This is a genomic window from Lysobacter sp. Soil_C_15 (assembly GCF_057657315.1).
On record NZ_JBDGIR010000003.1, the window covers coordinates 243,351 to 268,511 of the forward strand.

General features: G+C 70.6%; 21 protein-coding genes, 1 tRNA gene and 1 pseudogene. 13 read left to right on the forward strand and 10 right to left on the reverse strand.

Annotated features, from left to right (window positions below):
• Positions 1-26: 26 nt before the first annotated feature.
• Positions 27-1,424, reverse strand: a complete 1,398-nt coding sequence (locus tag AC3A57_RS09055) for a GntP family permease (protein WP_487578608.1) — start codon at positions 1,422-1,424, stop codon at positions 27-29.
• Between the two features lie 303 nt (positions 1,425-1,727).
• On the opposite strand from AC3A57_RS09055, the gene AC3A57_RS09060 reads away from it, so the two are divergent.
• Both AC3A57_RS09060 and AC3A57_RS09065 read left to right on the forward strand, forming a co-directional pair.
• Entirely contained in the window at positions 1,728-3,899 is a 2,172-nt protein-coding gene (locus AC3A57_RS09060; RefSeq protein WP_487578836.1) for a TonB-dependent receptor, read from the forward strand.
• Positions 3,900-4,325: 426 nt separating this feature from the next.
• On the forward strand, positions 4,326-7,661 hold the full coding sequence (locus tag AC3A57_RS09065) for a hybrid sensor histidine kinase/response regulator (protein ID WP_487578609.1): 3,336 nt from the start codon (positions 4,326-4,328) through the stop codon (positions 7,659-7,661).
• A 245-nt stretch (positions 7,662-7,906) separates the two neighbouring features.
• On the opposite strand, the gene AC3A57_RS09070 is transcribed toward AC3A57_RS09065, so the two are convergent.
• Positions 7,907-8,572, reverse strand: a complete 666-nt coding sequence (locus tag AC3A57_RS09070; protein ID WP_221672927.1) for a response regulator transcription factor — start codon at positions 8,570-8,572, stop codon at positions 7,907-7,909.
• A 101-nt stretch (positions 8,573-8,673) separates the two neighbouring features.
• On the opposite strand from AC3A57_RS09070, the gene AC3A57_RS09075 reads away from it, so the two are divergent.
• The 8 genes and pseudogenes from AC3A57_RS09075 to AC3A57_RS09110 all read left to right on the forward strand — a co-directional run.
• A complete protein-coding gene (locus AC3A57_RS09075) occupies positions 8,674-10,623 on the forward strand; it encodes a 3-hydroxybutyrate oligomer hydrolase family protein (protein WP_487578610.1) in 1,950 nt (649 codons plus the stop codon).
• Positions 10,624-10,751: 128 nt separating this feature from the next.
• Positions 10,752-11,366 (forward strand): CDP-alcohol phosphatidyltransferase family protein, encoded by a 615-nt coding sequence (locus tag AC3A57_RS09080; RefSeq protein ID WP_221672925.1) that lies wholly within the window; start codon positions 10,752-10,754, stop codon positions 11,364-11,366.
• 430 nt (positions 11,367-11,796) lie between these two features.
• Positions 11,797-13,029, forward strand: a complete 1,233-nt coding sequence (gene phaE / locus AC3A57_RS09085; RefSeq protein ID WP_487578611.1) for a class III poly(R)-hydroxyalkanoic acid synthase subunit PhaE — start codon at positions 11,797-11,799, stop codon at positions 13,027-13,029.
• Position 13,030: 1 nt separating this feature from the next.
• The gene (locus AC3A57_RS09090) at positions 13,031-14,101 is read left to right on the forward strand and encodes a class III poly(R)-hydroxyalkanoic acid synthase subunit PhaC (RefSeq protein WP_487578612.1); all 1,071 of its coding nucleotides are present in this window, start codon (positions 13,031-13,033) and stop codon (positions 14,099-14,101) included.
• Between the two features lie 120 nt (positions 14,102-14,221).
• Positions 14,222-14,947: an SGNH/GDSL hydrolase family protein gene (locus AC3A57_RS09095; protein ID WP_487578613.1), complete on the forward strand. Its 726-nt coding sequence runs from the start codon at positions 14,222-14,224 to the stop codon at positions 14,945-14,947.
• Between the two features lie 22 nt (positions 14,948-14,969).
• Positions 14,970-15,455 (forward strand): DUF5329 family protein, encoded by a 486-nt coding sequence (locus AC3A57_RS09100; protein WP_487578614.1) that lies wholly within the window; start codon positions 14,970-14,972, stop codon positions 15,453-15,455.
• A 48-nt stretch (positions 15,456-15,503) separates the two neighbouring features.
• Entirely contained in the window at positions 15,504-15,707 is a 204-nt protein-coding gene (locus AC3A57_RS09105; RefSeq protein WP_487578615.1) for a PspC domain-containing protein, read from the forward strand.
• A 93-nt stretch (positions 15,708-15,800) separates the two neighbouring features.
• Positions 15,801-16,139: pseudogene (locus tag AC3A57_RS09110) on the forward strand (hypothetical protein); the annotation flags it as partial.
• Between the two features lie 359 nt (positions 16,140-16,498).
• Here AC3A57_RS09110 and AC3A57_RS09115 read toward each other — a convergent pair.
• Complete coding sequence (locus tag AC3A57_RS09115) at positions 16,499-17,302, reverse strand: NRDE family protein (RefSeq protein WP_487578616.1); 804 nt, start codon at positions 17,300-17,302, stop codon at positions 16,499-16,501.
• A 191-nt stretch (positions 17,303-17,493) separates the two neighbouring features.
• Between AC3A57_RS09115 and AC3A57_RS09120 the strand changes: the two genes are divergently transcribed.
• Positions 17,494-18,111: a hypothetical protein gene (locus tag AC3A57_RS09120; protein ID WP_487578617.1), complete on the forward strand. Its 618-nt coding sequence runs from the start codon at positions 17,494-17,496 to the stop codon at positions 18,109-18,111.
• 102 nt (positions 18,112-18,213) lie between these two features.
• Positions 18,214-18,300 (forward strand) — tRNA-Leu (locus AC3A57_RS09125).
• Between the two features lie 73 nt (positions 18,301-18,373).
• Here the strand turns inward: AC3A57_RS09125 and AC3A57_RS09130 are convergent.
• From AC3A57_RS09130 to AC3A57_RS09145, 4 genes are all read right to left on the reverse strand, one after another.
• Entirely contained in the window at positions 18,374-18,922 is a 549-nt protein-coding gene (locus AC3A57_RS09130; RefSeq protein ID WP_487578618.1) for a DUF805 domain-containing protein, read from the reverse strand.
• Between the two features lie 221 nt (positions 18,923-19,143).
• Entirely contained in the window at positions 19,144-19,590 is a 447-nt protein-coding gene (locus AC3A57_RS09135) for a nuclear transport factor 2 family protein (protein WP_487578619.1), read from the reverse strand.
• Positions 19,591-19,660: 70 nt separating this feature from the next.
• Entirely contained in the window at positions 19,661-20,572 is a 912-nt protein-coding gene (locus AC3A57_RS09140) for a type 1 glutamine amidotransferase domain-containing protein (RefSeq protein ID WP_487578620.1), read from the reverse strand.
• 91 nt (positions 20,573-20,663) lie between these two features.
• A complete protein-coding gene (locus AC3A57_RS09145) occupies positions 20,664-21,680 on the reverse strand; it encodes a helix-turn-helix transcriptional regulator (protein WP_487578621.1) in 1,017 nt (338 codons plus the stop codon).
• A gap of 351 nt (positions 21,681-22,031) precedes the next feature.
• On the opposite strand from AC3A57_RS09145, the gene AC3A57_RS09150 reads away from it, so the two are divergent.
• On the forward strand, positions 22,032-22,526 hold the full coding sequence (locus AC3A57_RS09150; RefSeq protein WP_487578622.1) for a hypothetical protein: 495 nt from the start codon (positions 22,032-22,034) through the stop codon (positions 22,524-22,526).
• A gap of 207 nt (positions 22,527-22,733) precedes the next feature.
• Here the strand turns inward: AC3A57_RS09150 and AC3A57_RS09155 are convergent, their stop codons facing one another.
• The 3 genes from AC3A57_RS09155 to metX form a co-directional block, all read right to left on the reverse strand.
• Positions 22,734-23,186, reverse strand: a complete 453-nt coding sequence (locus AC3A57_RS09155; protein ID WP_487578623.1) for a DUF2214 family protein — start codon at positions 23,184-23,186, stop codon at positions 22,734-22,736.
• Between the two features lie 185 nt (positions 23,187-23,371).
• The gene (locus AC3A57_RS09160) at positions 23,372-23,968 is read right to left on the reverse strand and encodes a cysteine dioxygenase family protein (protein WP_255595277.1); all 597 of its coding nucleotides are present in this window, start codon (positions 23,966-23,968) and stop codon (positions 23,372-23,374) included.
• Positions 23,965-25,122, reverse strand: coding sequence for a homoserine O-acetyltransferase MetX (gene metX, locus AC3A57_RS09165; protein WP_487578624.1), 1,158 nt, complete (start codon positions 25,120-25,122; stop codon positions 23,965-23,967). The genes AC3A57_RS09160 and metX overlap by 4 nt, the downstream gene beginning before the upstream one ends.
• Between the last annotated feature and the right edge of the window lie 39 nt (positions 25,123-25,161).

Genomic DNA, 25,161 nt, shown 5'->3' on the forward strand with positions numbered 1-25,161 from the left:
TTCCGGCGATGGCGCGTGGCGGACGCTCACACCAGCCCGGTGGCGTAGAAGGTGGCGATGACCACGAACACCGCTGCGGTCTTGATCAGGGTGATCGCGAACACGTCCTTGTAGGCCTGGCGATGGGTCAGGCCGGTGACCGCGAGCAGGGTGATCACCGCGCCGTTGTGGGGCAGGGTGTCCATGCCGCCGGACGCCATCGCCGCGACCCGGTGCAGCACTTCCATCGGAATGCCGGCGGCGTTGGCGTTGGCGATGAAGCTGTCGGCCATCGCCGCCAGGGCGATGCTCATGCCGCCGGAGGCCGAGCCGGTGATGCCGGCCAGGGCGGTGACGGTGATCGCCTCGTTGACCAGCGGGTTGGGAATCGCGCCCAGCGCGTTGGCGACCACCAGGAAGCCGGGCAGCGCCGCGATCACCGCGCCGAAGCCGTATTCGCTGGCGGTGTTCATCGCCGCCAGCAGGGCGCCGCCGATCGCCGCCTTGCTGCCTTCGGCGAAGCGGCCGGCGGTCGCCTTCCAGGCGCAGACCAGCACCGTGGCGATGCCGATCAACAGCGCGCCCTCGACCGCCCAGATCGCCGCCACCTTGGATACTTCCTGCACCACCGGCGCGGCATTGCCGATCACCGCCGGGTCGAAGCGGTGCTCGCTGCCGTAGACCTGCGGCAGCCACATGCTGAGCAACTTGTTGGCGACGCCGACCAGGACCAGCGGCAGCAGAGCCAGCGCGGGATGGGGCAGGGCGTCGCCGGCGAACGGCGCCGGTTCGTTGACCAGGTTGTCGCCGTAGCCTTCGCCGGCCGCGGCGGCGACCCGGCGCCGCCAGTTCAGATAGCTCAAGCCGACGATCAGGATGAACACGCCGCCGAGCAGGCCCAGCCAGGGCGCGGCCCAGGTGTCGGTGCCGAAGAACGCGGTCGGGATGATGTTCTGGATCTGCGGCGTGCCGGGCAGGGCGTCCATGGTGAAGGTGAACGCACCCAGCGCGATCGTGCCGGGGATCAGCCGCTTGGGAATATCGCTCTGCCGGAACAGCTCGGCGGCGAACGGATACACCGCGAACACCACCACGAACAGCGACACGCCGCCGTAGGTCAGCAGGGCGCAGACCGCGACGATCGACAGCATCGCCCGTTCGCGCCCGAGCAGGCGGATGGTGGCTGCGACTATCGCCTTGGAAAAACCGGACAGCTCGATCAGCTTGCCGAAGATCGCGCCGAGCAGGAACACCGGGAAGTACAACTTGAGGAAGCCGACCATCTTGTCCATGAACAGGCCGGTGAACATCGGCGCGACCAGGCTGGGATCGGTCAGCAGCACCGCGCCGAGCGCGGCCACCGGAGCGAACAGGATCACGCTGTGGCCGCGGTAGGCGACGTACATCAGGAAGCACAGCGCGGCCAGCACGATCAAAAACGCCATCGGTTCCGTTCCCCGTGACGGGCCCGGCGCCCGTCGTGGAGGCAGTGTCGGCAAGCCCGCCGGAGCCCGGCATTGTCCGAAGGTACAGCAGCCGCGGCGGCGGCGGCCTCCTAGTCTGCGCTGCATGGCGGGGGCCAGCGTCCTGCTGCCGCCGCCATTCCCGCCGAGGGACGGGATTGGCGGCGGCGGTGGCGACGGTCCGACCGCCGACCGGTTTCTGGGGAGGAGACAGACGTGAAGCAAGGCAAGCAACCGCGCGGCGCCACCGTGGGCAGGACCGCGCGCAACTACCTGAGCCTGGCGATCGCCGGCGCGCTGCTGGCGCCCGCGGCCTGGGCGCAGGATGCGGCGCCGGCCGCGCAGGCCGAGGCCAAGACTCTCGGCGGACTGACCGTGACCGCGCGCAAGCGCGAGGAAACCCTGCAGGAGGTGCCGGTCGCGATCACCGCCTTCACTCCCGAGGCGTTGGACCGGCTCAACGTCGAGGACCTGTCCGACCTCGACGCGCAGGTGCCGAACCTGACCATCTACGCCGCGCGCGGCTCCAGCAGCACCATCACCGCCTACATCCGCGGCGTCGGCCAGTCCGATCCGCTGTGGGGCGTCGACCCCGGCGTCGGCATCTACATGGACGACGTTTACATCGCCCGCCCGCAGGGCGCGCTGCTGGACGTGTTCGACATCGAACGGATCGAAGTATTGCGCGGCCCGCAGGGCACGCTGTACGGCAAGAACACCATCGGCGGCGCGATCAAGTACATCTCGCGCGGCCTGCCGACCTCGCTCGACGGCTTCGCCTCGGTCACGGTCGGCAACTACGGCCAGCTCGACGTCAAGGCCGCGATCGGCGGCCCGATCGGCGGCGACGACGCGCTGCGCGGGCGGATCTCGGTCGCCAGCCTCAACCGCGACGGCTTCGGCAAGAACGTGGTCACCGGCCAGGACGTCAGCGACAAGGAAGTGCTGGCCCTGCGCGGCAGCCTGGGCGCCTATGTCAGCGACGCGCTGGACATCCAGTTCGCGTTCGACTGGATGGACGACCAGTCCGGCGTGCGCGGCGCGAAGATGCTGGCGCCGAACCGCTTCGCCCGCGGCACCCTGCCGCTGGACGACCGCTACGACGTGCGCAACGGCATGCCCAACGTCAACGACACCACCATCAAGGGCGCGTCGGCGACGGTCAACTGGCGCGCCAACGAGGATTGGGCCTTCAAGTACGTGATCGCCAAGCGCGAATCCGATACCGAGACCAACATCGACTTCGACACCCTGCAGAACAAGATCGCCGACGTGAAGGCGTTCTACCGCGACCAGCAGGTCAGCCACGAACTGCAGGCCAACTACGACGGCGGCGGCCGCGCGCGCGGCGTGATGGGCATCTACGGATTCGACGGCGAGGCCGGCGGCCAGGTGCTGAACAACTTCTTCAACCTAAGCTTCGGCGACACCCAGGGCACGGTCTTTACCGAGAGCATCGCCGCTTACGCCGACTGGACCTTCGACCTGACCGACCGGCTCAAGCTCGATGTCGGCGTGCGCTACACCGACGAGGACAAGCGCGCCAAGGTGTTCAACCAGGGCTACCGCGATCCGAACTTCACCATCCCCAGCGGGGTGGTCGCGGCCAACTTCGACCGCAAGATCAATTTCAAGAACACCTCGCCCAAGGTCTCGCTGGATTACCAGATCACCCCGGATATCCTGCTGTACGGCCTGGCCACCCGCGGCTTCAAGTCGGGCGGCTACAACATCCGCGCCCAGGCCGCGGCGGTGCCGCGCTCGGCCGAGCCGTTCGACGACGAGGTCGTGGACAGCTACGAGGTCGGCAGCAAGATGGCCTTCTTCGACCAGCGCCTGTTCCTGAACCTGGCGTACTTCCACAACAAGTACAAGGACATACAGCTGTCGGTGTTCACCGCCTACGACAGCAACGGCGACGGCACCAACGACGCTTTCTTCGGCGACTTCACCAACGCCGGCAAGGGCACGGTGCAGGGCTTCGAAGTCGAGTACCAATGGCTGCCGAACGAGCACTGGCTGGTGTCGGGCAACCTGGCCTGGCTGGACGCGAAGTACGACGAGTTCATGTACGCCGGGATCAACATCGCCGACGAGCAGGAATTCACCAACGCGCCCGATTTCTCCGGCGCGGTCAACGTCGAGTACCGCACCGACCTGTCGGACGGCAGCAATCTGTCGGCGCGGGTGGGCTACAGCTACCAGAGCGAGGTGGTGGCGACCACCGAGATCGTCCGCACCGGCGCGCTGCCGATCACCCAGGACGGCTACGGCCTGGTCAACGCCGGCGTGACCTGGAAGAGCCGCGGGCCGTGGACGCTGTCGTTGCAGGGCAGCAACCTCACCGACAAGGAGTACCGCACCACCGGGTACAGCCTGAATTCGGCGCTGGGCGTGTACACCGGTTTCTACGGGCCGCCGCGCCAATACACCTTCTCGGTCAAATACGACTTCTGATCGCGCTCGGCAGGACGCCGCGCGGGTTCCGGAGAGCAAGCCCCCGCGTTCGCGCGGGGGCTTGTTTTTTTGCGGCGGGCGGGTGTGGGCGACGGAACGGAGCAAAGCAAAGCAAAGCAAAAGCAAATCCCCCCTGGCCCCCTTTTTCAAAGGGGGGAACCCGTCTGGAGGGCCTGCCGCTATCGCGGGGCGAGGTTGCCGGGAGCGTTGGCCACAGCCACTACAACAGCTACAGCTACAGTCTGTTGCAGCCGCAGCCGCAGCCGCAGTCGCCGCAGCAGCCGTTGCCGTTGCTTGCGTCGTTGCCGTTGCCGTTCCCCCCTTGAAAAAGGGGGGCAGGGGGGATTTGCCCTTGCTCTTGCCCGCCCCGAAGACGGCCCCGCCTCCGCGGCGCTATCCTGCGCCGATGCCGCGCACCCGCTGCCCATGCTGAGCCTCACCGTCGTCGCCCTGGCCAGCCTGGCCTGGCTGGCGCTGATGTTCGGCACCGCGCTGTTCGCCGAGCGCAGGCCGGCCGCGTTGGCCCGGCACTGGCGCCACATCTACGCGCTGTCGCTGGCGGTGCACTGCACCTCGTGGACCTTCTACGGCACCGTCACCCAGGCCGCGCGCTACGGCTGGCCGTTGCCGCCGACCTTCCTCGGTTCGATCCTGTTCTACGCCTTCGCGGTCGGCTTCATGGTGCGGCTGGTCAAGCTGGCGCGCGAAACCAACGCGACCTCGCTGGCCGACCTGATCGCCACCCGGCTCGGCAAGGACGCCTGGCTCGCCGCGACCGTGACCCTGATCGCCGCGCTCGGCCTGATTCCCTACATCGCCCTGCAGCTGAAGGCGGTGGCGATGAGCTTCGCGATGCTGACCACCCGCGCCACCGACGGCGCGGCCTCGCCGGCCTGGCGCGACAGCGCCTTGTACGTGGCCCTGGCGATGGCCTTGTTCGCGATGCTGTTCGGTACCCGCCGCGCCAGCGCCGCAGAGCACAACCGCGGCCTGGTCCTGGCGATGGCCTTCGAGTCGGTGTTCAAGCTCGCCGCGATGCTGGCGATCGGCGCCCTGGTCTGGTTCGGGCTGGACGCCGGCGCGGCCGTCGCCGGCGCCGCGCCGGCGCCGCCGGCCGGCGAGACCGGCGGCTTCGCGCCGCTGGTGCTGCTCGGCGGCCTGGCGATGTTCGTCCTGCCGCACCAGTTCCACGTCGGCGTGGTCGAATGCCGCGACGAACGCGACGTGCGCACCGCGCGCTGGCAGTTTCCGCTGTACCTGCTGCTGATCGCGCTGCCGGTGTTGCCGCTGGCGACGGTGGGGCAGGCCATGCTCGGCAGCCAGGTGCCCTCGGACCTGTACGTGCTGGCCTTGCCCTTGTCGCAGGGACACGAGTTGCTGGCGTTGTTCGCCTTCCTGGGCGGGCTCAGCGCCGCCACCGGCATGGTCGTGGTCAGCACCCTGACCCTGAGCCTGATGATCGGCAACCACTGGTTCGCGCCCGGACTGCTGCGCGGCGCCTGGGCGCGCGACAGCGACTTACGCGGCCGGGTGCTGGCGCTGCGTCGCGGCGGCATCGTCGCGATCATGCTGCTGGCCTGGGGCTATAGCCGCCTGATCGCCGGCAGCGAGGCCCTGGCCGACGTCGGCGCGGTGTCGTTCTCGGCCCTGGCGACCCTGGCGCCGGCGCTGGCCTTCGCGGTCTGGCGGCCGCAGACGCCGGCGCGCGCGGCGGTGATCGGCATCGCGGTCGGCTTCGCCGCCTGGGCCTGGGCCTTGCTGCTGCCGATGCTGTACGACGCGCGCGGCTTCGCGCCGACCTGGTTGCACGAGGGCCCGCTGGGCTGGTCGTGGCTGGCGCCGGAACGTTTGTTCGGCCTGACCGGCTGGAGCCGGCTCGGCCGCGCGGTCGGCGCCAGCCTGTTCCTGGGTACGCTGGCGACCGTGCTGGCCGCGGTGTGGCGGCGCGAGACGCCGCACAGCGCGCGCCGCGGCCTCGACGTGCAGACCCTGCGCGCGGCCGGGCTGCGCTTCCTGCCGCGCGAGCGCGTCGCCCAGTTGCTCGATGCGGTGCCGGCTGGCGCGCCGGTCGCGGCCGAGGTGGAGGCCGCGCTGGAGCGCGAGCTGGCGGCGGTGCTGGGCTCGGCTTCGGCGCGGGTATTGCTGGATGCGGCGCGACGCGAGACCGGGCGCGACCTGGACACGGTCGCGGCGATCGTCGGCGAAGCCTCGGCCGACCTGCGCTTCAACCAGCGCGTGCTCGAGGCCGCGCTGCAGAACATGAGCCAGGGCATCAGCGTGGTCGACGCGCAACTGCGCCTGGTGGCGTGGAACCGTCGCTATGCCGAGTTCTTCGCTTATCCGCCCGAACTGCTGCAGGTCGGCCGGCCGATCGCCGACCTGGCGCGCTGGGCGATGCAGCGCCTGCCGATGCAGGGCGACCTGGAGCGCGCGCTGCAGCGGCGCCTGGCCTTCATGCGCGCCGGCACCCCGCACCTGTCCGAGCGCGTGCTGGCCGACGGCAGCATCGTAGAAATCCGCGGCAATCCGATGCCCGGCGGCGGCTTCGTCGCCACCTTCACCGACGTCACCGCCTTCCGCCGCGCCGAAGCCGGGCTGATCCAGGCCAACGAGACCCTCGAGCAGCGCGTGGCCGAGCGTACCGCCGACCTGGAAGTGGCCAAGCGCGAGGCCGAACGCGCCAACGAAGCCAAGAGCCGCTTCCTGGCTGCGGTCGGCCACGACTTGATGCAGCCCCTGCACGCCGCGCAGTTGTTCACCGACGCATTGGCCCAGCAGCTGACCGCGCCGGCGCAGCGCGAGACCGTGGCCCAGATCGGCGGCGCGCTGGATTCCACCGGCGACCTGCTGACCGGCCTGCTCGACATGTCGCGCCTGCAGGCCGGCGGCTTGGTGCCGCAGCCGCGCGAGTTCCCGCTCGCCGAAGTGCTGGAGCCGTTGGCCTCGGAATTCGGCGCGATCGCGGCCGCGCGCGGGCTGCGTTTCCGCTACGTCGCCAGCCGCGCCTGGACCCGCAGCGATCCGCAGCTGTTGCGCCGGGTGCTGCAGAACTTTCTCGCCAACGCGGTGCGCTACACCGAGCGCGGCGGCGTGCTGCTCGGCGTGCGCCGGCGCGGCGGCGCGCTGGCGGTGGAGGTGCTGGATAGCGGGCCGGGCATCCCGGAGGCGCAGCGCGCGGCGATCTTCGAGGAGTTCCGCCGCGGCGAGGACGCGCCGGGGCAGGGCCTGGGCTTGGGCCTGTCGATCGCCGACCGCATCGCCGAATTGCTGCGCGCGCCGTTGAGCCTGCGCAGTACGCCCGGGCGCGGCACCGCGTTCGCGGTGCGCGTGCCGCATGCGCCGGCGCCGCAGACCGCGCTGCCGGCCGGCGCGCAGCGCAGCGTCGCCGGCCTGCGCGTGCTGGCGGTGGACAACGATCCGCAGGCGCTGGCGGCGCTGGACGAGGTGTTGCGTCGCTGGGGCTGCGAGGTGAGCACCGCCAGCGGCGATGCGGGCGCGCGCCAGGCCTTGCGCGAGCGGCCGGCGGCGTTGTGGCTGTTCGACTTCCACCTCGACCACGACGACACCGGCCTGGCCCTGGCGCGGCGTCTGAGCGCCGAGTTCGGCGCGCGGCCTTGCCTGTTGCTCAGCGCCGACACCGGTGCTGCGGTGCGGCAAGCGGTGCACGAGGCCGGCGTCGCCCTGCTCGCCAAGCCGGTCAAGCCGCTGGCGCTGAAGTCGGTTCTGGATCGTCTGTTGGCGGCCGGCGGGGTCGGCGCCTGAATGCGCGGCGCAAGGCGGCGGGTGAAGAAAACGCGAAGGTGAGATCGCGTGAGCGATGTCAAGGATTTTCGCTGGTCATTTTCTCGCCAACCCTATTGCAATGCTTATGCCACAAAGGATTCGGCATGCTCTTCACCTTTCTGTCCGCAGGTTTGTCCACAGGCTGTGTGGACAAACGCGGCGGTCGCCGGTGAGGCAGGGTGAGCGGGCGCGAACGAGCGAGAGACCTGCGTGTGACTGCGCGCTCAGTCCTCGATCCGGCGCGCCGGATCGGACAATTCCAGCTCGCGCAGCACCACTCCGGCCTGGGTCCGGTTGCGCACGCCGAGGCGGTCGAAGATCGCCGACAGATGCGCCTTGACCGTGCGTTCCTGCACGTCCAGGCGATCGGCGATCTGCTTGTTGAGCAGGCCTTGCGCGACCAGGGTCAGGACCCGGAACTGTTGCGGCGACAGGCTGGCCAGGCGCGAGGCCAGGTCGGCGTCGCCGCGTTCGCTGTGGGTGCGCGCGACCGCCGCGCGCAGCGGCGCCGGCAGCCATTGCTCGCAGGCCAGCACGGCGCGGATCGCATCGCGCAGTTCGTCCAGGCCGGCGCTCTTGGGCAGGTAGCCGGCGGCGCCGTGATCGAGCGCGCGCCGCACCACCCGCGGGTCGTCGTTGGCCGACACCACCGCCACCGCGGTGCCGGGGTATTGGGCGCGGATCGCCGCCAGTCCGGCCAGGCCGTGATTGCCGGGCATGTGCAGGTCGAGCAGGACCAGGTCGATCCCGGGCTCGGCCTCGAGCGCGGCCAGCGCGTCGTCGAGCGTGCCGGCTTCGCGCACCAGGGTGTCGGGCACCGCGTCGGCGGCGGCCTGGCGCAGCGCGGCGCGGAACAGCGGATGGTCGTCGGCGATCAGCAGGGTCGGCATCGCCGTTAGCCTAGCAGGCCGCGCCGAGGCTGCCGCGCGCGGACGGCCGGGCTGTACCAAAGTACGATGGGCCGGCGCGCACGGCTTGCTAGCCTGCGCCGATGAACGCCTTCCATTCCCGTGTTGCCGCGGCCTGCGCCGCGTTCGCCCTGATCGGCGCCGCCGCGGCGGCGCCGACCGCCGTCGCCGCGCCGCGCGCGAAGCCGGCCCAGCCCGCCAAGGACGCCTCGCCGATGTTCAGCGCCCAACGCCAGACCGAGCACCGCGGCGAGCACGACGATCTGCTCAGCGCTGGACTCGGCCTGGACGGCCTGCGCGCGGCGGCGCCGCCGGCGTTCGCCGATCCGGCCCATCCGACCGCGGCGGAACTGCGCCGGCGCGCGCTGTGGGCGAACTGGCGCGGCATCGCCGACCTCGCTGCGGGCGGCGGCTACGGCGAGGTCTACGGCAGCGTGCAGCGGGTCGAGGGACGCGAGTACAGCGCCTATGCCCGTCTGCACGGCGCGCACCAGCCGCATCGCGTGCTGGTTCAGGTGCCGGATGCCTTCGATGCCGGCAAGCGCTGCCTGGTGGTGGCGGCCTCGTCGGGCTCGCGCGGGATCTACGGCGCGATCGCGGTCGCCGGCGCCTGGGGCCTGCCCAAGGGCTGCGCGGTGGCCTACACCGACAAGGGCGCGGGCACCGACTATTTCGATCTCGACGCCGGTCTGGGCGTGCGCGCGGACGGCAGCGTCGGCAAACCCGAGGACGGCGATCTGGCTTTCGTGCCGAGCGCGGCCGAACGCGCGGCCGCCGGCGGCGTCGCGTTCAAGCACGCGCACTCGGGAGACAACCCGGAAGCCGATTGGGGCCGGCACGTGCGCCAGGCCGCGCAGTTCGCCCTCACCGCGCTGGATCGCGCCTATCCGCAGCAGGCGCCGTTCACCTGGGCCAATACCCGGGTCATCGCGGTCGGCATTTCCAACGGCGGCGGCGCGGTGCTGCGCGCGGCCGAACTCGACGACGAGCCCTGGCTCGATGCGGTGGTGGCCGGCGAACCCAACGTCCATGTCGACGGCGCGCGCGCCCTGTACGACTACACCACCGAAGCCGCGCTGCTGATGCCGTGCGCGCTGCAGCACAAACCGTTGGCGGCGATGCCGGCGGCGCCGGCCGGGGCCACGGCGGAGGCTTACTGCGCTTATGCCGCGGCGCACGGCTGGCTCGGCGGCGGTGCGGCCGATGCGTCCAACGAGGCGCGCGCCGAGGCCGCTTACCGGCGCCTGCGCGACAACGGCTGGAGCGATGCCGCGCTGCGCGCCGGCGCGCTGTCGGTCAGCTTCGACCTATGGCGCGCGGTCGCGGCGACCTATGCCTCGGCTTACGGCCGCTATGCGCCGGCGGCCAGGCCGGGCGCCGGCGGATCCAAGTACGACCAGCCCTGGCTGCCGTTCGCTTACGCCGCCGCCGATGCGGCGGCCCAGCCGCCGCGCGCGCGCGCGGCCGGCGCCAACGAGCGCGCCGCGTGGTGGTCCGACGCCAGCGGCATTCCGCCCGGTGCCGGCGTGCAGTTGTTCGCGCCGTCCGGCGGCGACCCCGCGCAGGCGCTGGCGCCGCTGGCCGGACTGCGCGCGCTGTGGACCGGCAAGAGCGTCGACGCCCACCGCGCGCCCGGGCTCGCCGCCGCCCACCGGCGAGTGCGCGAGGGCATCGCCGCGACGCGCGCTTCGGCGCCGCGCAAGGGGCTGCCGATCGTGGTCGTGCACGGTCTCGACGACGGCCTGATTCCACCGGCGTTCAGCAGCGAGCCGTATGTGGCGATGGCGCGCCGCGCCGGCGCCCAGGTCGCTTACTGGCAGGTACGCAACGTCCAGCATTTCGACGCCTTCCTCGGCCTGCCGGCGCTGGCGACCCGCTATCAGCCCTTGCTGCCCTACGTGTACGCGGCGCTGGACCGGGTCGAGGCGCACTTGGCCGACGGTGCGCCGCTGCCGGCCGACGCCACCGTCGACACCGGCCTGCGCGAGGCGGGGCAGGCCTTGCAGGCGTCGCAGTTGGCGATTCCGCGCTGATCGCGCTCGCCCGCCGCCGGCGAGGCGGCGGATGCGCGACCTTGGCCTCTTGCGGCCGGCGCTCCGGCTTTGGCAGGCTGGACGCCCCCTCGGGACGGCCGTCGCCGTCCGTCACGGAGCAGCACCGCATGGCGCGTCATTTCTCGATGCTTCGCGAATTCCACCTCGCGGACTGGTTCACCCTCGCCAACGCCTTCTGCGGCACCGGCGCGATCTTCGCTGCGATGCGCTTCCTGCAGGAAGGCGGCGTGCGCGATCTGATGATCGGCATGGCCCTGATTCCGTTGGCGTTCGTTTTCGACGCACTGGACGGCAAGGTCGCGCGCTGGCGCAAGTCCTCGTCCACGCTCGGGCGCGAGCTCGATTCGCTGGCCGACGTGATCTCCTTCGGCGTCGCGCCGGCGGCGCTGGCCTACGCCTGCGGCCTGCAGGGCGGCTGGGACTGGGTGGTGCTTAGCTACTTCGTCGGCTGCGGCGTCAGCCGTCTGGCGCGCTACAACGTCACCGCCGAGGCCTTGGCCGGCGACGAAGGCAAGGTCAAGTACTTCGAGGGCACACCGATTCCGACCAGCCTGATCCTGGTGATCGTGCTGGCGGTCGCCGCCTGGCAGGGCGCGATCGGCCCGGACCTGTGGTTCGGCGGCATCCGCGTCGGTCCCTGGCTGTTCCACCCGCTGGTGCTGATGTTCGCGCTGTCGGGCTCGCTGATGATCAGCAAGACGCTGCGCATTCCCAAGCCCTGAGCTGCCGGCGGCTAGGGTCGCACTCGGCGCGGGTTGGCGCGGTCCCCGTCGAAAGTCGCTGTTGCTCCAGCGCGCGCAGCAAAGCAAAAGCAAATCCGCCGCGTCCGCTGCCCCTTTTCCAAGGGGGCACGGTTGCACAGGGGGCAACGGCACCGGCGCTGCTGGCGCAATCCCGAAGACTCTGCGGCTTGTGCTGTTCCCCACTTTGAAAAAGGGGGCAGGGGGATTTGCTTCTGCCTTGGCTGCTGCGCGCGGCAGACCAAGCAGTCCCTCGCGTCCGTGTCGCCCCTTTCCGAAGGCACCGCCAGCTACGGTCGGCCACGCCTTCACCCGGGCAATGGCCGGGTTCACGTTCCTCGCGTGCCATCCGGCACGACCACCGCCCGGCAACACGCGGTTGCTATGATCGGGACAAATCCTGGAGGCGGCGATGGCGAATTTCGGTTTCGGCTCGAACAATCCCGGCGGCTTCGGCGCCGTCGGTTCGGATGGATTCGAGCAACTGGCGCGACAATACTGGAGCGCATGGGGCGAGATGATGCGCGGCGCCGCGCCGCAGCCGGCGCAGCCCGCGATGCCGGGATGGAACGAGGCCGTGCAATGGTGGTCGCAACTGGCCAAGGGCAGCAGCCCGCAGGCCGACGATACCCTGGACCGCTTCAACAGCCAGGCGCGCGCCTGGTTCGGCGAAATCCAGAAACTGGCCGCGCAGTTCGCCGGCCGCGACGCGTCCGCGGCGGACATCGCCGGCGCCTGGAAGCAGGCGATGGGCGGGCAGGGAGGCAATCCCTTCGCCGATGTGTTCGGTGCGATGCGCGGTCCCGGCCAGCAGGATTTCTCGCGTTGGGTCGAGCAGATCGCGCCGTATCTGCAGAGCCTGCACAGCGAAGGCCGCGCCTGGCTCGGCGTGCCGGCGTTCGGTTTCTCGCGCGAACACCAGGAGCGCGTGCAACACCTGGGTCAGGCCTATCTGGATTATCAGCAGCGCAGCCAGGCCTATAACGCGCTGATGGCCGAGGCCGCGCAGGACGCGTTCGCGCGCTTCGAAAACAAGCTGGCCGAACGCAGCGAGCCGGGCCGGCAGATCGGTACCGCACGCGCCCTGTTCGACCTGTGGATCGACGCGGCCGAAGAGGCCTATGCCGAGATCGCGCTGTCGCCGCGTTTCCGCGGCGCCTACGCCGACCTGGTCAATTCGCAGATGCGCCTGCGCGCCGGCGTGCAGAAGGAGATCGAGCAGACCAGCAGCAGCCTGGGCATGCCGACCCGCACCGAGATCGACGCCGCGCACCGCAAGATCGTCCAGCTCGAACGCGAACTGCGCCGGCTGCGCGACGAACTGCAGTCGCGCTCGGCTCCGGCCGGCGCGCCGGCCGAGCCGCCGCGCAAGCCGGCCGCTACTAGCAAGTCCGCCGCCGCCAAGCCGGCGCCGAGCAAGCCTGCCGCAAGCAAGTCCGCCGCAAGCAAGCCCAAGGCGGCCAAGCCGCGCGCGGCGCAAGCGGTCGCCGCCGCGCCGAGCGTCAGCGCGGCGAAGCCGGCCGCCGCGCCGCCGCGCAAGACCGCGATCGCCCGCCCGCAACCGCCGGCGCGCCCCGCCGCCGTCGGCAAGTCCGCGGCGGTGAGCAAGTCCGCTGCCAAGCCGGCCAAGAAGGGAGCCCGCTGAGATGACCGCACCGATCAATTTCAGCGCCGAATCCCTGGCCCAGGAAGCGATGCAGGCGCAGCAGAAACTGCGCGCCGGCCTGGAATCGCTGCGCCAGGTCGAGAACATCGACTACGGCGCGACCGAGCGCGAGGAAGTCTGGCGCGACGGCAAGGTGGTGCTGTACCGCTTCCGCGGCGACCAGGCGCCGACCGCCAAGGTGCCGCTGCTGATCGCTTACGCCTTGGTCAACCGCCCGTACATGGTCGACCTGCAGGCCGACAAATCGATCGTGCGCGGCCTGCTCGAACGCGGCGAGGACGTGTACATCCTCGACTGGGGCTATCCGGACCGCTCCGATCGCTATCTGGAGCTGGAAGACTATATCCAGCGCTTCCTCGGCGGCGCCGTCGACCACCTGCGCCGCGAGTACCGCCAGGACGCGATCAACCTGCTCGGCATCTGCCAGGGCGGGGCGTTCTCGCTGTGCTACGCGGCCTTGAATCCGCGCAAGGTGCGCAATCTGATCACCATGGTGACGCCGGTGGATTTCCACACCGACGACAACATGCTGTCGAACTGGACCCGCGGCCTGGACATCGACCAGTTCGTCGACACCCTCGGCAACGTGCCGGCCGACGTCATGAACTGGTGCTACCTGACCCTCAAGCCGTGGCGCTTGTTCGTGCAGAAGTACGTCGGCCTGATCGACATCCTCGACGACAAGCGCGCGCTGGAAGACTTCCTGCGCATGGAAAAGTGGATCTTCGACTCGCCCGACCAGGCCGGCGAAGCCTTCCGCCAGTTCATCAAGCAGTTCTACCAGGGCAACGGCTTCGTCGAGGGCGGGATCGACATCGGCGGCCGTGCGGTCGACCTGGGCTATGTCGACATGCCGGTGCTGAACATCTACGCCGAGCAGGACCACCTGGTGCCGCCGGCGGCGTCGAAGGCGCTCAAGGGCCTGGTCGGCAGCGAGGACTACAGCGAGCTGTCGTTCAAGGGCGGCCATATCGGCATCTACGTGTCCGGCCGCGCCCAGCGCGAAGTGCCCGGCGCGATCCACGACTGGCTGGCGCAGCGCTCGCGGTGAACGCGATGCGCCGCCGCGGTTGGCGCGGCGGCGACTACATCGCGCGCTGGCGCCGCCGCGTCGGCCGCGCTGCGGCGTTCCGGGTTAGGCTGTCGCTTCCTCTTCCGACCGGAACGCCGCATGCGCCTTGGCCTGTTCGTCTGTTTCGTCCTCGCGTTGAGCGCCTGCGCCGGCGCCCCGCCGCGTCCCGCCGACGCCGCGGTCGAATCCGCGCCGGCCGCGGCCGTCGCCGAAGGCGCTGCGCCGCTCGATCCGGAAAAATGGGAAGCCGACATCCGCGCTTTCGAAGCGCAGGACGCGCGGGTCCGGCGCCGGCCGGGCGGGGTGGTGTTCGTCGGCAGTTCGTCGATACGCTACTGGACCACCCTGGACCGGGATTTCCCCGGCGTCGCCAGCATCAACCGCGGCTTCGGCGGCTCGCGGGTCTACGACTCGTTGCGCTATGTCGAGCGCATCGTGCTGCCGTATCGGCCGCGCGCGGTGGTGTTCTACGCCGGCGACAACGATCTGGCCGAAGGCCGCTCGCCGCAACAGGTGCGCGACGACTTCGCCGCCTTCGCCCAGCGCGTGCGCCAGGCCGAACCGCAGGCGCGGATCGGCTTCGTTTCGATCAAGCCCAGCCCCGCGCGCGCGGCCCTGCTGCCGCAGGTGCGCGCGGCCAATGCGCTGATCCGCGATTACGCCGAGCGTGCGGACGGCGTGGACTACCTGGACGTGTTTACGCCGATGCTCGACGGCGAAGGCGCGCCGCGCGAGGCGCTGTTCCTGCAGGACCGGCTGCACATGAACGGCGATGGCTACGCGATCTGGAAGCAGGTGGTCGGGGCCTGGCTGGGTGCGCTTTAATCGCGCTATGAAAGACGCTGCCATGGACGACTCCGCCATCAACGACTCCACCACCAACAATGGCAGGGACTTGCGAGCTTCGATGGACGAACCGATGCAGCGCCGCACCGCGGCGCCCCGCCGCCTGCGCCGCGCCGGCTGGCTGTTGGCCGGCCTGTTGGCCGGCTTCGGCGCCCAGGCCGCGCCCAGCGCCCAGGCCGAACGCGAAATCGAGCAGTTGATCCAGACGCTGGCTCGTTCCGGCTGCCAGTTCGAGCGCAACGGCAGCTGGCACGACGCCGGCCAGGCCCAGGCGCATCTGCGCAAGAAGCTGGCCTATCTGCGCAAGCGCGGTCTGGCCGACACCGCGGAACTGTTCATCGAGCGCGCGGCCACCCGCAGCAGCCTCAGCGGCCAGCCCTACCGGATGCGCTGCGGCCAGGCCACGCCGATCGGCTCGGCGGCCTGGCTGCAGGCCCAGCTCGTTCAGCTACGCAAGGCCGGCGCCTCGACATCGCCGTCGCGGTGACGCGCTAGACTGATTCCGGACCCGCCAGCACTCGGAGACCTGGGCCGGATGAGCAGTTCCGCGCGACCGCTGCGCCGCTCGCGGCACGACCGCATGATCGCCGGCGTCGCCGGCGGCATCGCCCAGCGCCTGCGCTGGAACCCGGTGTTGGTGCGGGCCGCGTTCGTGGTGCTCGCCCTGGCCAGCTTCGGCCTGCCGATGGTGCTGCTGTATCTGATCCTGTGGCTGGTCATGCCCGAAGAGGGGTGCTGACTGAGCGCTTGGCTGCGAATCGCCGGCGGCGCGCTCGGCGCGGTGTGGACCTCGCCGGTGACCGTGCTTGGCCTGCTCGCCGGCTTGCTGGCGATGCCGTTCGGCGCGCGCGCGCGCTGGCGCGGCGAAGACCTGGCGCTGGTGTTCCACCACTGGCCGTGGGGGCCGGGCGGGGCGATCACCCTCGGCAACGTGATCCTGCACACCGGCGCCGACCTGGATTCGCCGTGCTTCACTTACGCCCACGATGCCGGTCACTGCGTCGAGGCGCCGATCCGGCTGTCCGACCACGAACGCGCCCACGTCTACCAGTACATGGTGCTGGGGCCGCTGTTCCTGCCCTTGTACCTGCTCTGCGGCGGGATCAGCGTGCGCAACCGCTTCGAGCGCGCCGCCGACCGTTACGCCCAGACCGGGCGGGGCTGGTGGCCGTGGTCGCGGCTGCCGGCCGAGCAGAGCGCCGGATCGGCGACGGTGGCGCGCATTTATTCCGGCGACGCGAATGAACAGGCGCCATGTGAACGCGAGCGCCGGAGCGATCACGAAAATTTGATCGGCCGATAACGCGGCCGGACGTACTCTGCGCACGTCGGAGAACAAGCAACGGACGCGAGTCCGACGCAATCGCTCCGACAACGGAAGGCCCGGACACCCGAGGAAATCTCGAGGCCTGGGCCTTCTCATTTGCGGGCTTCGATTCCTCGCCTCGATCCGATTCGGGTTAGGTCTTGCGCGCGGCTCCGGCGCGGCGCGCCCGCTTCGACTCCAGCGCGCCACTCGCGCGCGGATTGTTACGCGGCGCGATCGGCGCTGAACGGCAAGCGCACGGCGCTGTCGCCGGTCACCACGCCGTTGGGCCCGAAACGGCGTTCGACGAACACCACCGATTCGTCTTCGACCAGCACCACGGTGCTGCAGCGGGTGCCGTAGCCCTCGCCGAGCACGAACGGAGGCGACAGCATCCGCTCCAGCTCCAGGCCGACGCCGGTGTCGGGCAGGGCCGCGTCGGGCGCCGGCGCGGTGTCGGCCAGCGCGGCCAGCAGTTCGGCGACGCCGGCGCTGTCGGCGGCGCGGGCCTGCGAGGCGGGCGAGACCAGCCAGGCCGACAAGGCGCGGGTGGCATGGCCGCTCTTCGGCCAGGGCGCATCGAAGGCGCCGTTGGACATGGCGTGCACCCCGGGCGCGACCGGCGCGGTCTGGAATTCGGGGTGATTGCTGGCGAAGCGCAGCTGCGTGCCGTCCCATAGCAGCAGATTGAAGCGGCCGTAATCGGCCGCCTGCGGCGCCAGCGTGGCGAGGTAGGACTCGGCATCGGCCTCGCCGCGCACGAACCCGCTGACCAGGGCGCCGCGCGAGCGCGGCCGCGCTTCGGGATTGCGCCCGGCGCGGACGTTGGTGACCGCGGCGAAGCGTCCGCGCGCGGAGACTTGCAGCCAACTGCCGCCCTGGACCAGGTCGCGGCCGCCGTAAACCTCGGGCGCTTCCGGATCGGGTCCGGCGGCGGCGCTGGGGCGGGCATGGGCCTCGTCGCGATTGGCGATCAGGGCCAGGCGATAGCGCGGGTGGTGGTCCCAGGCGAGGGCGATCAGGCACATCTGCCCATTCTAGCCTCGCGCTTGCGCCAGAGTGCTCACAGCGTCGGTGCGGGCGCAAGCGGCATCGGTCGCGCGTTTCACACGACGAATGGCAGAGGCAGCACATCGTGCCTGGCACTATTCTGGCCATCGTCTCAGCAGTTGAGACCGTCCCACGTTCTGCTAGCCGGCGCAGACGGGGAGACGCATTCATGAATCGTGGTGCCAGGATGTTGCTGCAGTTGTTCGCACCGCCCGTGGTGGTCGCCGCCGGCGGCGTCGCCAGCGGCGCGCTCCTGCTGCAGGCCGCGGCCGCGCCCGAGGCCGCCGCATTCGCGCCGATCGCGCGCGGCCTGCAAGCGGCGGCGTTGGCGGCCGGCGCGGCGATGGCGCTGCACTCGCTCTGGCGCGTGTGGCGCTGGGAGCGCGGCCTGGAGCCGCAATGTCCGTGCGGCGGCCTGTTGTCGCGGCCGTGGTCCCTGCAACGCGGCCGCGTCCGCCACTGCCTGGGCTGCCGTCGCCGCCAGCCGCTCGCTCAGATCCGCAACGCCGATCCGCCCGTTGGTTCCGCCGATCCCGATCCGCCGATCCGCCCGTCCCAGGCTCCCATCATCGGTCTTGATCCCATGCTCACTGCCGCCGCCATCCACTGCACCGTGACCCCTCCGCCCGAAGCGGCCCCGCTGCGGCCCCAGCGGCCGTCGGCGCTGGCCGAGAAGGTACTGCGCAAGGCCGGGTCCGGGGCGGCCCGCACCCGGACCGTCCGGGCCGCCGACGAAGCCGAGGCCTTCGACGAGCCGGCCTACGCGGTCGCGGCCGAGCCGCACTGAGCCGCCGCTTCCGGCCGGCCGGTCGCGCTGCAGGCTCCGGCGCCCGAGGCCGCCGCAGGGGGCAGACTCCACGCGCAAGCCCCGCTATACTGCGCAGCCGCTGCCGGAGTGGCGGAATCGGTAGACGCAGCGGACTCAAAATCCGCCGCCCTTAAAAGCGTGTGGGTTCGAGTCCCACCTCCGGCACCAAGGAAAATCAAAAGCCCGCGAGCGATCGCGGGCTTTTTTGTGCTGGTTCGTCCGCCCCGCAATGACCTCGCACTCAGCCCGCCGTCCCCTCGACCGGCGACTCCGCCTTGCTCGGGTAGGTGAGCAGATACAGCAGCACCAGGATGCCGCCGACCGGCGCCAGGCCGATCAGCTGCCACCAAGGGTTGAAGCCGGCGTCGCGCAGGCGCCGGGTGCTTGCCGCGATCCACGGCAACAGCACGAGCAACGAGGCGATCTGCATCGGCAGCGGGCCCACGGCCTCGGCGAGCAGTTGGGCGAAGGCCAGCAGCATGGCCACGGCGAGCGCGAACCACCAGAAATCCGCGCGTGCGGTGACGCCGGTGAATTCCAGGCCGCGCAGCACGCCTTCGCGCATCGCCTTGAGGGCCGGCTGGCTGGGCGCCGGGTCGCCCACCAGCAGGCTTTCGGCCGGCACCTCGAACACGGCGGCCAGCGCCCGCAAGGATTCCGTCGAGATCTTCGCGCCCGATTCCAGGCGCTGGATGGTGCGCAGGTTCAAGCCGCTCAGCTGGGCCAATTGCTCCTGCGACCATTGGCGGGCGGTGCGCAGCTCTCGGAGGCGGACGCTGTTGATGTGCATGGATGCTCCTCGGCATCGGCGGCTCGGGTTCCCGTCATCATCCTGCCGCAGGCCGGCCCTGCGTGACGACAGCAACCCGACATGGGGACGACACGAGTCCGCCTGCGCGCGGTCGGGCCGCAAGGCGGATCTCGTTTCAGCCTGGGCAGGCGGCCGGGCAAGGGCGCCGACTAGGTTCCATCGAGCCGGCGCCCGTGCGTCCTAGGCAGGGCTAGCGGGGCTTACTGCGCCTTCGCCTTAGCCTTCCCGCTCCAAGACTTGCTGACGATCATCCACTTGCCGTCGATCTTCGACAGCGCCAGGTAGTCCACCCCGTCCCACGCCGGATAGTCCAGCTTCACCTTGACCACCGCAGCGTTCTCGGTGACGTCGAGGATTTCGTAGCTGCGGTGGCGCTGGTCTTCGTCGTCGGCGGGTTTGCCGGGGAAGCCCTTGGCCCATTCTTCCGTGGTCTGCACGACCACCCGGCCCCTGGAGGCGGAGTAGCCGAGCACCGCGCCGTCGCGGCGCAGCACTTCGTAGGCGATGTCGGCGTCGCCGGCTTCGAAGGCCTGCATCATTCTTTGCATGGCGCGGTCCACCCCGGCGCGGTCGCTGCCTTGCGCCAGGGCGGAGGCGGGGAGGAGCAGGGCGGCGGCGAGAACGGCGGATCGGATCGATAGTTTCATGGTGGTTCCTGCGGTTGTTGGGACGTAGCTGAGGGCCGGCGTCGGCCGGCGAGGGATGGAGTTGCGGGGTTCAGGCTTTCTTGGCGCCGCGGACCGGCGGTCGGGCGGCTTGGCGGCGCAGGATCTCGACCACGGCTTGCGCGACTTGGGTGGCGGAGGCGTAGTTCTGGCCGGTCACCAGCCTGCCGTCGACTTCGATGTAGGGCTGGTCGCCGTCCAGGGCATGGAACAGGCCGCCGCGGGATTCGACCGTCTTGCGCATCAGGAACGGGAACTGCTTGAAGTAGGCCTCGTTCTGGCGCTCGTGCTCTTCGGGATAGCCGGTGACGCGCTTGCCCGCCAGCAGGTACCGGCCGTCGGCGAGCTTGAGGTTCACCAGGCCGGCGGTACCGTGGCAGACGGCCGAGACGACGCCGCCGTTGCGCTCGTAGACCTGCACGGCGATGCGCTGCAGCACGGGGTGCTCCGGCACGCCGTAGATGGCGTTGCTGCCGCCGACGTAGTAGACGGCGCGGTAGCGGGTCGGGTCGATCTGGGCCGGGCGGGCGGTGTTGCGCAGGCCGCTCATGATCCGCTCGTCCTTCAGGCGCGGCTCCATGTCCTTGCCGACGTAGCGGTCGAGGATCGGCACGTCGCCGCCGTCGGGGGAGACGAAGTCGACCGCGTAGCCCGCGGCCCGGAACGTGTCCCACGCATGCACGACTTCGCCGAAGCTGATGCTGGCCGGCAGGGTCGAGCTGCCGTGGACCTTGCTGCTGGCGACGACGAACAGGATCCGTCCCTGGCCGCCGCGGACGGGCTGGCTGAGATCGGCGTGCGCGGCCGCGGGCAGCGGGGCGGCGCGTGAGGCGGAGGTGTCGCTCAGCGCGTCGACGACGACCGGCCCGGCGATGCCCGGGGCCGCGTGGGCATCGGGAACGCAGCCCAGGCAGGCCGACAGGACGAGCAGCGGGATCGATCGGAGGAAGCGGGATAGGGGCATGGGCACGGGCTCGTGGGAAGGAGCCCGTAACCTATGCGTTTCCTTTCAAATCAAGCTGTTGCCGTATCTTCCAGGAGTGCTGGAATGGCTTTCAGGAGTCGCTGGGGGCGCCCCGGAACGCGGCGGGCGTGATCCCGGCCAGCTTTTTGAAGGTGCTGTGGAAGGTCGACATCGACTGGAAGCCCGCTTCGGCGGCCACGACGTCGAGCGGCTTGGGCGGCGTCTGGCGCAGCAGCGCCTTGGCCTCGGTCACGCGCAGTTGCGCCAGGTACTGCTTGAACGAGGTCTGGTTGTTGTCGTTCAACAACTGCGACAGCCGGGTCTGCGGCAGGCCGAGACGGCGCGCGAGACGGGGCAGAGTCAGTCCGGGGTCCAGATGCAGGCGCTCGCGCGCCATCAACTCGGCCAGGGACTGCAACTGCACGGCCGCCTCGGGCTCGGGGATGCGACGGTCCTGGTAGGGCTCGATCGGGGCCTGGCCGGAGCGCAGGCGCAGGTAGACCAGCACGCTGAACGCCAGGACGAAGGTGAAGGACAGCGCGCCGACGATGTAGGAGGTGTAGCCGGAGGTGTAGTAGGCGATCCAGATGATCCAGATGGCCGCCACGGTGCCCAGCAACAGCGGGCCGGCCGGCGTGCCCGAGAGCCGCGCGCGGTGCAGGTACAACTGCGCGGTGGCGAGCAGGAGATAGCCCAGCCAGGAGTAGATGATCCCCGGGATGACGAGTTGCCGCCACAGCTCGACGTGGCCGTCGTAGGGCAGGAACAGGTTGACCGCGGCGGCGAGGGTGAGCAGGCCGGCGATGTGCCAGCGGTCCGCCCGCCCGGGGCTGGGGGTATCGCCCTGGCTGGAGCGCAGCAGGAAGAACAGGCACGGCCCGATCATGAAGCAGGCGGTCAGGCCGATCTGCAGCACGATCCGCGGGATGTCCGGCCAGAAATAGAAGGCCACGGATTTCCCGGCGCGCACGCTCACCGCCAGGATCAGCAGCGACAGCCAGCGCTGGGTGGGGGCGCCCTTGGCCCGCCACCACAGGAACGACGCCGCGACCAGGCCGTTGAAGGCGCCGAGCATGGAGAAGAAGAACAGGAAGTGTTGGCTCAGCATGATCGGTCCATCGAAACGATCGGTCTTTCGCCCACGGGCGACCTGCGGGGCGAGAGGGCGAGCGCGTTTGCGGCGAACGGCGGTGGAGCAATTCGGGCCCGCGCCGATCCGGTCGCGGCATCGCGGCCGGACGAGCGCGCGCAATCATACACGTTGAGGCGAAACCGGCGATTCGGCCGCGCGCCCGGGTGTTTCGGCCCGGTTCGGGCGGGACGGACGGCCGATGCGAGGCATCGCCCGCAGCGGCGCAGCCGACGCGAGCGCGATGGTTTCGCCGCGCGCCGCCTGGGTTCGCGCCCTGGGCGGCCGGCTTCGTCGTAATGGGGCTGTCGCCCGGCGAAGGCCGGCTCGATGCTGCGCCGAAGAGCGATCCGGTCGGTCACGGCCGATCGCATTCGTCGCTTATCCGTCTGTTTCGCATCGGAGGTCGCCATGCGTGCGCTGTGGCTGTCGTGCTGTTCGTTCCTGATCCTGGCGGCGTCGAACGCCGGGGCCGAATCCCTGACCGTGTCCTTGCGCAACGACACCGCGCAGAGCGTGCGCGAGGTGTGGATCGCGCCGGCGGGCAGCGAGGAATGGCGCAAGATCGCGCTGCCCGTGCGCGGTCTGGGAGCCGGCGCCGAGCAGACGCTGCGCCTGCAGGCGCCGCCCGGAGGCTGCGCCTACGACCTGCGTTTCGATCTGCGACGGGGCTGGAATTTTCTCCATCGCGGCGCGGATTTCTGCCGTTTCGACAGTTATCGCCTGGGCCGTTACCTGCGCAGCGTGAGCCCGCGGTGGCCGGTGGCCTTGCGCGACGAGCGCCCGCGGATGCGGGCCGGCGCCGCATCCCAGCCGGGAGATTGAGGGGCGTGCGGCTTGTGTAGGAGCGGCGTAAGCGCGACAGCCGAAGCGGTTTGCGGCCGCGGCGCTTGCAAACGCGGGGATCTGCACGATCCGACGCGAGGACATGCGCCGGCTATCCGGTCTTCGGGTGGTGCGCTTTCGTCCATCGCTGCGGTGGGTCGCGGCTTACGCCGCTCCTACAAGGGACGGTTCGCGCGGCGGGGCGGCTCAGAAGCCGCCGTAGCGCGCCATCGCCGCGGCGAGCACGAACACCGCGCCGAGCAGGACCAGTTCGAAGCGCACGATGGCGCGCATCCGGGCCACGTCGGCGGCGTCGGGCAGGAAGGCCGGGTTGGCGGCCAGGGCCTTGCGCCAGCGCAGGAAGCGCACGGTCGGCAGGATCGACAGCAGGCCGACCAGGACGAAGGCGCCGAGCTTGGCGTGGAACCAGGGGTTGTGCAGGTAGAAGTCTAGGCCTTTGACCCCGAACCACAGCCGGCCCAGGCCGATCGCCAGCAACAGTCCGGCGCAGCCGCCGTAGCCGCCGTCGAGCTTGGCCAGGCGCTGCAGGGCGGAGGCGTCGATCGGGCCGCGCAACAGCATCGATTCGGCGACCAGCATCGCGACCAGGGCGAACACCAGCAGGTGATGGGCGGCGGCGAGCAGCAGGTCGTTGAGCATGATGGGGCCTTAGTGGCTGAGGCGGGCCGCCGCCGCGCCTGCGGCCGGCGAACCGGCCGTTGCGCGATCGCGCCGCCCGGGCGGGCGAAAACGGAGCCGCAGTGCGCGCGCGCTGCGCGCGGAAAATCCGGGAACCGCGGTGGATCGTTCGAAAACCGGGCGTCCGAAGACTCGGCCGTCTGCGCTCAGGCCGCTTCGTCGGTGGCCAGGGCGCGGTCGACGCGGCGGAACCATTCGCCTTCGCGCGGCACGAACATCGAACAGCACTCCATCGGCGCCTTGTAGATGTGCAGCGACACGGCGACCGAGTCGTTGCTGGCGTTGCGGATGGTGTGGTACTCGTGCGGCGGGATCAGGCTGCCGGCGCTGCCGGGGCCGGCGTGCATGCCGCCGGCGGCGCGGAAACGGAAGTTCTCGCCGTTGCGCTCGAGCAGTTCGTACTGGGTGATTTCCAGCTCGCCGTCCCAGACGCCTTCCACGCACCACAGGCCGCTGTGGTCGTGCATCGGCGTGCCCTGGCCGGGCCCCCAGGTCATCGCGACCACGCTGTAGCCCAGCTCGCGGCTGCGGTAGATCTCGCGCCGCGCGTAGTGGTCGTCGATCGGGTCGAACACGCATTCGGGCAGGTGCACGTCGCGGTCGCGGATCATCTTGCACAAGGTGTTGCGCAGCGCGGCGGTGACCGCGTGCTCGTCGCCGGCGGCGACGGCGGCGTCGATCGCGGCGACCAGCTTGTCGTGGCCGGGGAAGTCGAGGTCGGGCAGGGCGTCGGTGGCGTTCATGCCGGCGATTCTACGCCGGTCCGCAACTCGGCGAGAAATCCGCCGACCGCCGGTCCGAATCGGCCGATGTCGACCAGGAAGGCATCGTGGCCCTGCGGCGACTCCAGCGGCAGGAAGCGCGCGTCGGCGCCGCCGGCGCGCAGGCCGTCGGCGATTTCCTGCTGCTGCTGCAGCGGGAACAGGATGTCGGTGTGAACGCCGATCGCCAGGGCCTTTTCGATCCGGATCGCGGCCAGGCCGCGGCGCACCCGTTCATCGTTGTCGAGGCCGTCGCCGTCGCAGTAGTCGCCCAGGTCGAACCAGTCCATCGAGCGGCTCAGGTACAGGTAGCAATTGGGGTCGAAACGGCGCACGAAGCGTCGCGCATGGCCTTCCAGGTAGCTCTCGACCTCGAATTCCAGGCCGAAGGGCTCGTCCTCGACCCGGTCGGAATCCAGCCGCACCCGGCCGAAGCGGCCGTCCCACTCCAGCGCCGAGCGGTAGGTGATGACGCCGAGCTTGCGCGCCATGCGCATGCCGGACTCGGGGTAGTGGGCGTCGTCGTAGCGGCCCTGGTTCCATTGCGGATCCAGCCGGATCGCTTCGCGCTGCAGCGAGCGGATCGCGATCGAGAACGGCAGCGCGCGCGCGGCGCCGGAGATGTTGATGTGGGCGCGGGCCAGGCCGGGATGGCGGATCAGCAGGGCCAGCGCGGTCATCCCGCCCATCGAGTTGCCGATCACGCAGGCCAGCCGCTCGATGCCGAGCGCGCGCACCACGTGCGCGGCGGCGTCGGCGCCGTCCTCCACCGACAACTCGGGAAAACGCAGGCGGTAGGTGTCGCCGGTGGCGGCTTCGATCGAGGCCGGGCCGGTCGAACCCTTGCAACTGCCGAGCGAGTTCACGCAGATCACGAACCAGCGCGCGCTGTCGATCGGCTTGCCCGGGCCGAGCATCGCTTCCCACCAGCCCGGTTCCGGGTTGCCGGCGTTGGCGGCGGCGTGGGCGTCGGGCGACAGGCCGGTCACGATCAGGATCGCGTTGTCGCGCTCGGCATTGAGTTCGCCCCAGGTCTCATAAGCGATGCGCGCGCCGTGCAGGGCGCCGCCGCGCTTCATCGCGAACGGCGAGGGCAGGTCGATGTGGCGGGTGCCGGGGGGAATGAATTCGGTCATGCCTGAAACTCGTCTGGCCGGCGGAGCCGGTGTCCTTGG

What these genes read in the sequence shown, in the direction of transcription:
- AC3A57_RS09055 (WP_487578608.1), bottom strand. Translation starts at nt 1,424, where the DNA reads ATGGCGTTTTTGATCGTGCTGGCCGCGCTGTGCTTCCTGATGTACGTC.
- AC3A57_RS09065 (WP_487578609.1), top strand. Translation starts at nt 4,326, where the DNA reads ATGCTGAGCCTCACCGTCGTCGCCCTGGCCAGCCTGGCCTGGCTGGCG.
- AC3A57_RS09070 (WP_221672927.1), bottom strand. Translation starts at nt 8,572, where the DNA reads ATGCCGACCCTGCTGATCGCCGACGACCATCCGCTGTTCCGCGCCGCG.
- AC3A57_RS09075 (WP_487578610.1), top strand. Translation starts at nt 8,674, where the DNA reads ATGAACGCCTTCCATTCCCGTGTTGCCGCGGCCTGCGCCGCGTTCGCC.
- AC3A57_RS09080 (WP_221672925.1), top strand. Translation starts at nt 10,752, where the DNA reads ATGGCGCGTCATTTCTCGATGCTTCGCGAATTCCACCTCGCGGACTGG.
- phaE (WP_487578611.1), top strand. Translation starts at nt 11,797, where the DNA reads ATGGCGAATTTCGGTTTCGGCTCGAACAATCCCGGCGGCTTCGGCGCC.
- AC3A57_RS09090 (WP_487578612.1), top strand. Translation starts at nt 13,031, where the DNA reads ATGACCGCACCGATCAATTTCAGCGCCGAATCCCTGGCCCAGGAAGCG.
- AC3A57_RS09095 (WP_487578613.1), top strand. Translation starts at nt 14,222, where the DNA reads ATGCGCCTTGGCCTGTTCGTCTGTTTCGTCCTCGCGTTGAGCGCCTGC.
- AC3A57_RS09100 (WP_487578614.1), top strand. Translation starts at nt 14,970, where the DNA reads ATGGACGACTCCGCCATCAACGACTCCACCACCAACAATGGCAGGGAC.
- AC3A57_RS09105 (WP_487578615.1), top strand. Translation starts at nt 15,504, where the DNA reads ATGAGCAGTTCCGCGCGACCGCTGCGCCGCTCGCGGCACGACCGCATG.
- AC3A57_RS09115 (WP_487578616.1), bottom strand. Translation starts at nt 17,302, where the DNA reads ATGTGCCTGATCGCCCTCGCCTGGGACCACCACCCGCGCTATCGCCTG.
- AC3A57_RS09120 (WP_487578617.1), top strand. Translation starts at nt 17,494, where the DNA reads ATGAATCGTGGTGCCAGGATGTTGCTGCAGTTGTTCGCACCGCCCGTG.
- AC3A57_RS09130 (WP_487578618.1), bottom strand. Translation starts at nt 18,922, where the DNA reads ATGCACATCAACAGCGTCCGCCTCCGAGAGCTGCGCACCGCCCGCCAA.
- AC3A57_RS09135 (WP_487578619.1), bottom strand. Translation starts at nt 19,590, where the DNA reads ATGAAACTATCGATCCGATCCGCCGTTCTCGCCGCCGCCCTGCTCCTC.
- AC3A57_RS09140 (WP_487578620.1), bottom strand. Translation starts at nt 20,572, where the DNA reads ATGCCCCTATCCCGCTTCCTCCGATCGATCCCGCTGCTCGTCCTGTCG.
- AC3A57_RS09145 (WP_487578621.1), bottom strand. Translation starts at nt 21,680, where the DNA reads ATGCTGAGCCAACACTTCCTGTTCTTCTTCTCCATGCTCGGCGCCTTC.
- AC3A57_RS09150 (WP_487578622.1), top strand. Translation starts at nt 22,032, where the DNA reads ATGCTGCGCCGAAGAGCGATCCGGTCGGTCACGGCCGATCGCATTCGT.
- AC3A57_RS09155 (WP_487578623.1), bottom strand. Translation starts at nt 23,186, where the DNA reads ATGCTCAACGACCTGCTGCTCGCCGCCGCCCATCACCTGCTGGTGTTC.
- AC3A57_RS09160 (WP_255595277.1), bottom strand. Translation starts at nt 23,968, where the DNA reads ATGAACGCCACCGACGCCCTGCCCGACCTCGACTTCCCCGGCCACGAC.
- metX (WP_487578624.1), bottom strand. Translation starts at nt 25,122, where the DNA reads ATGACCGAATTCATTCCCCCCGGCACCCGCCACATCGACCTGCCCTCG.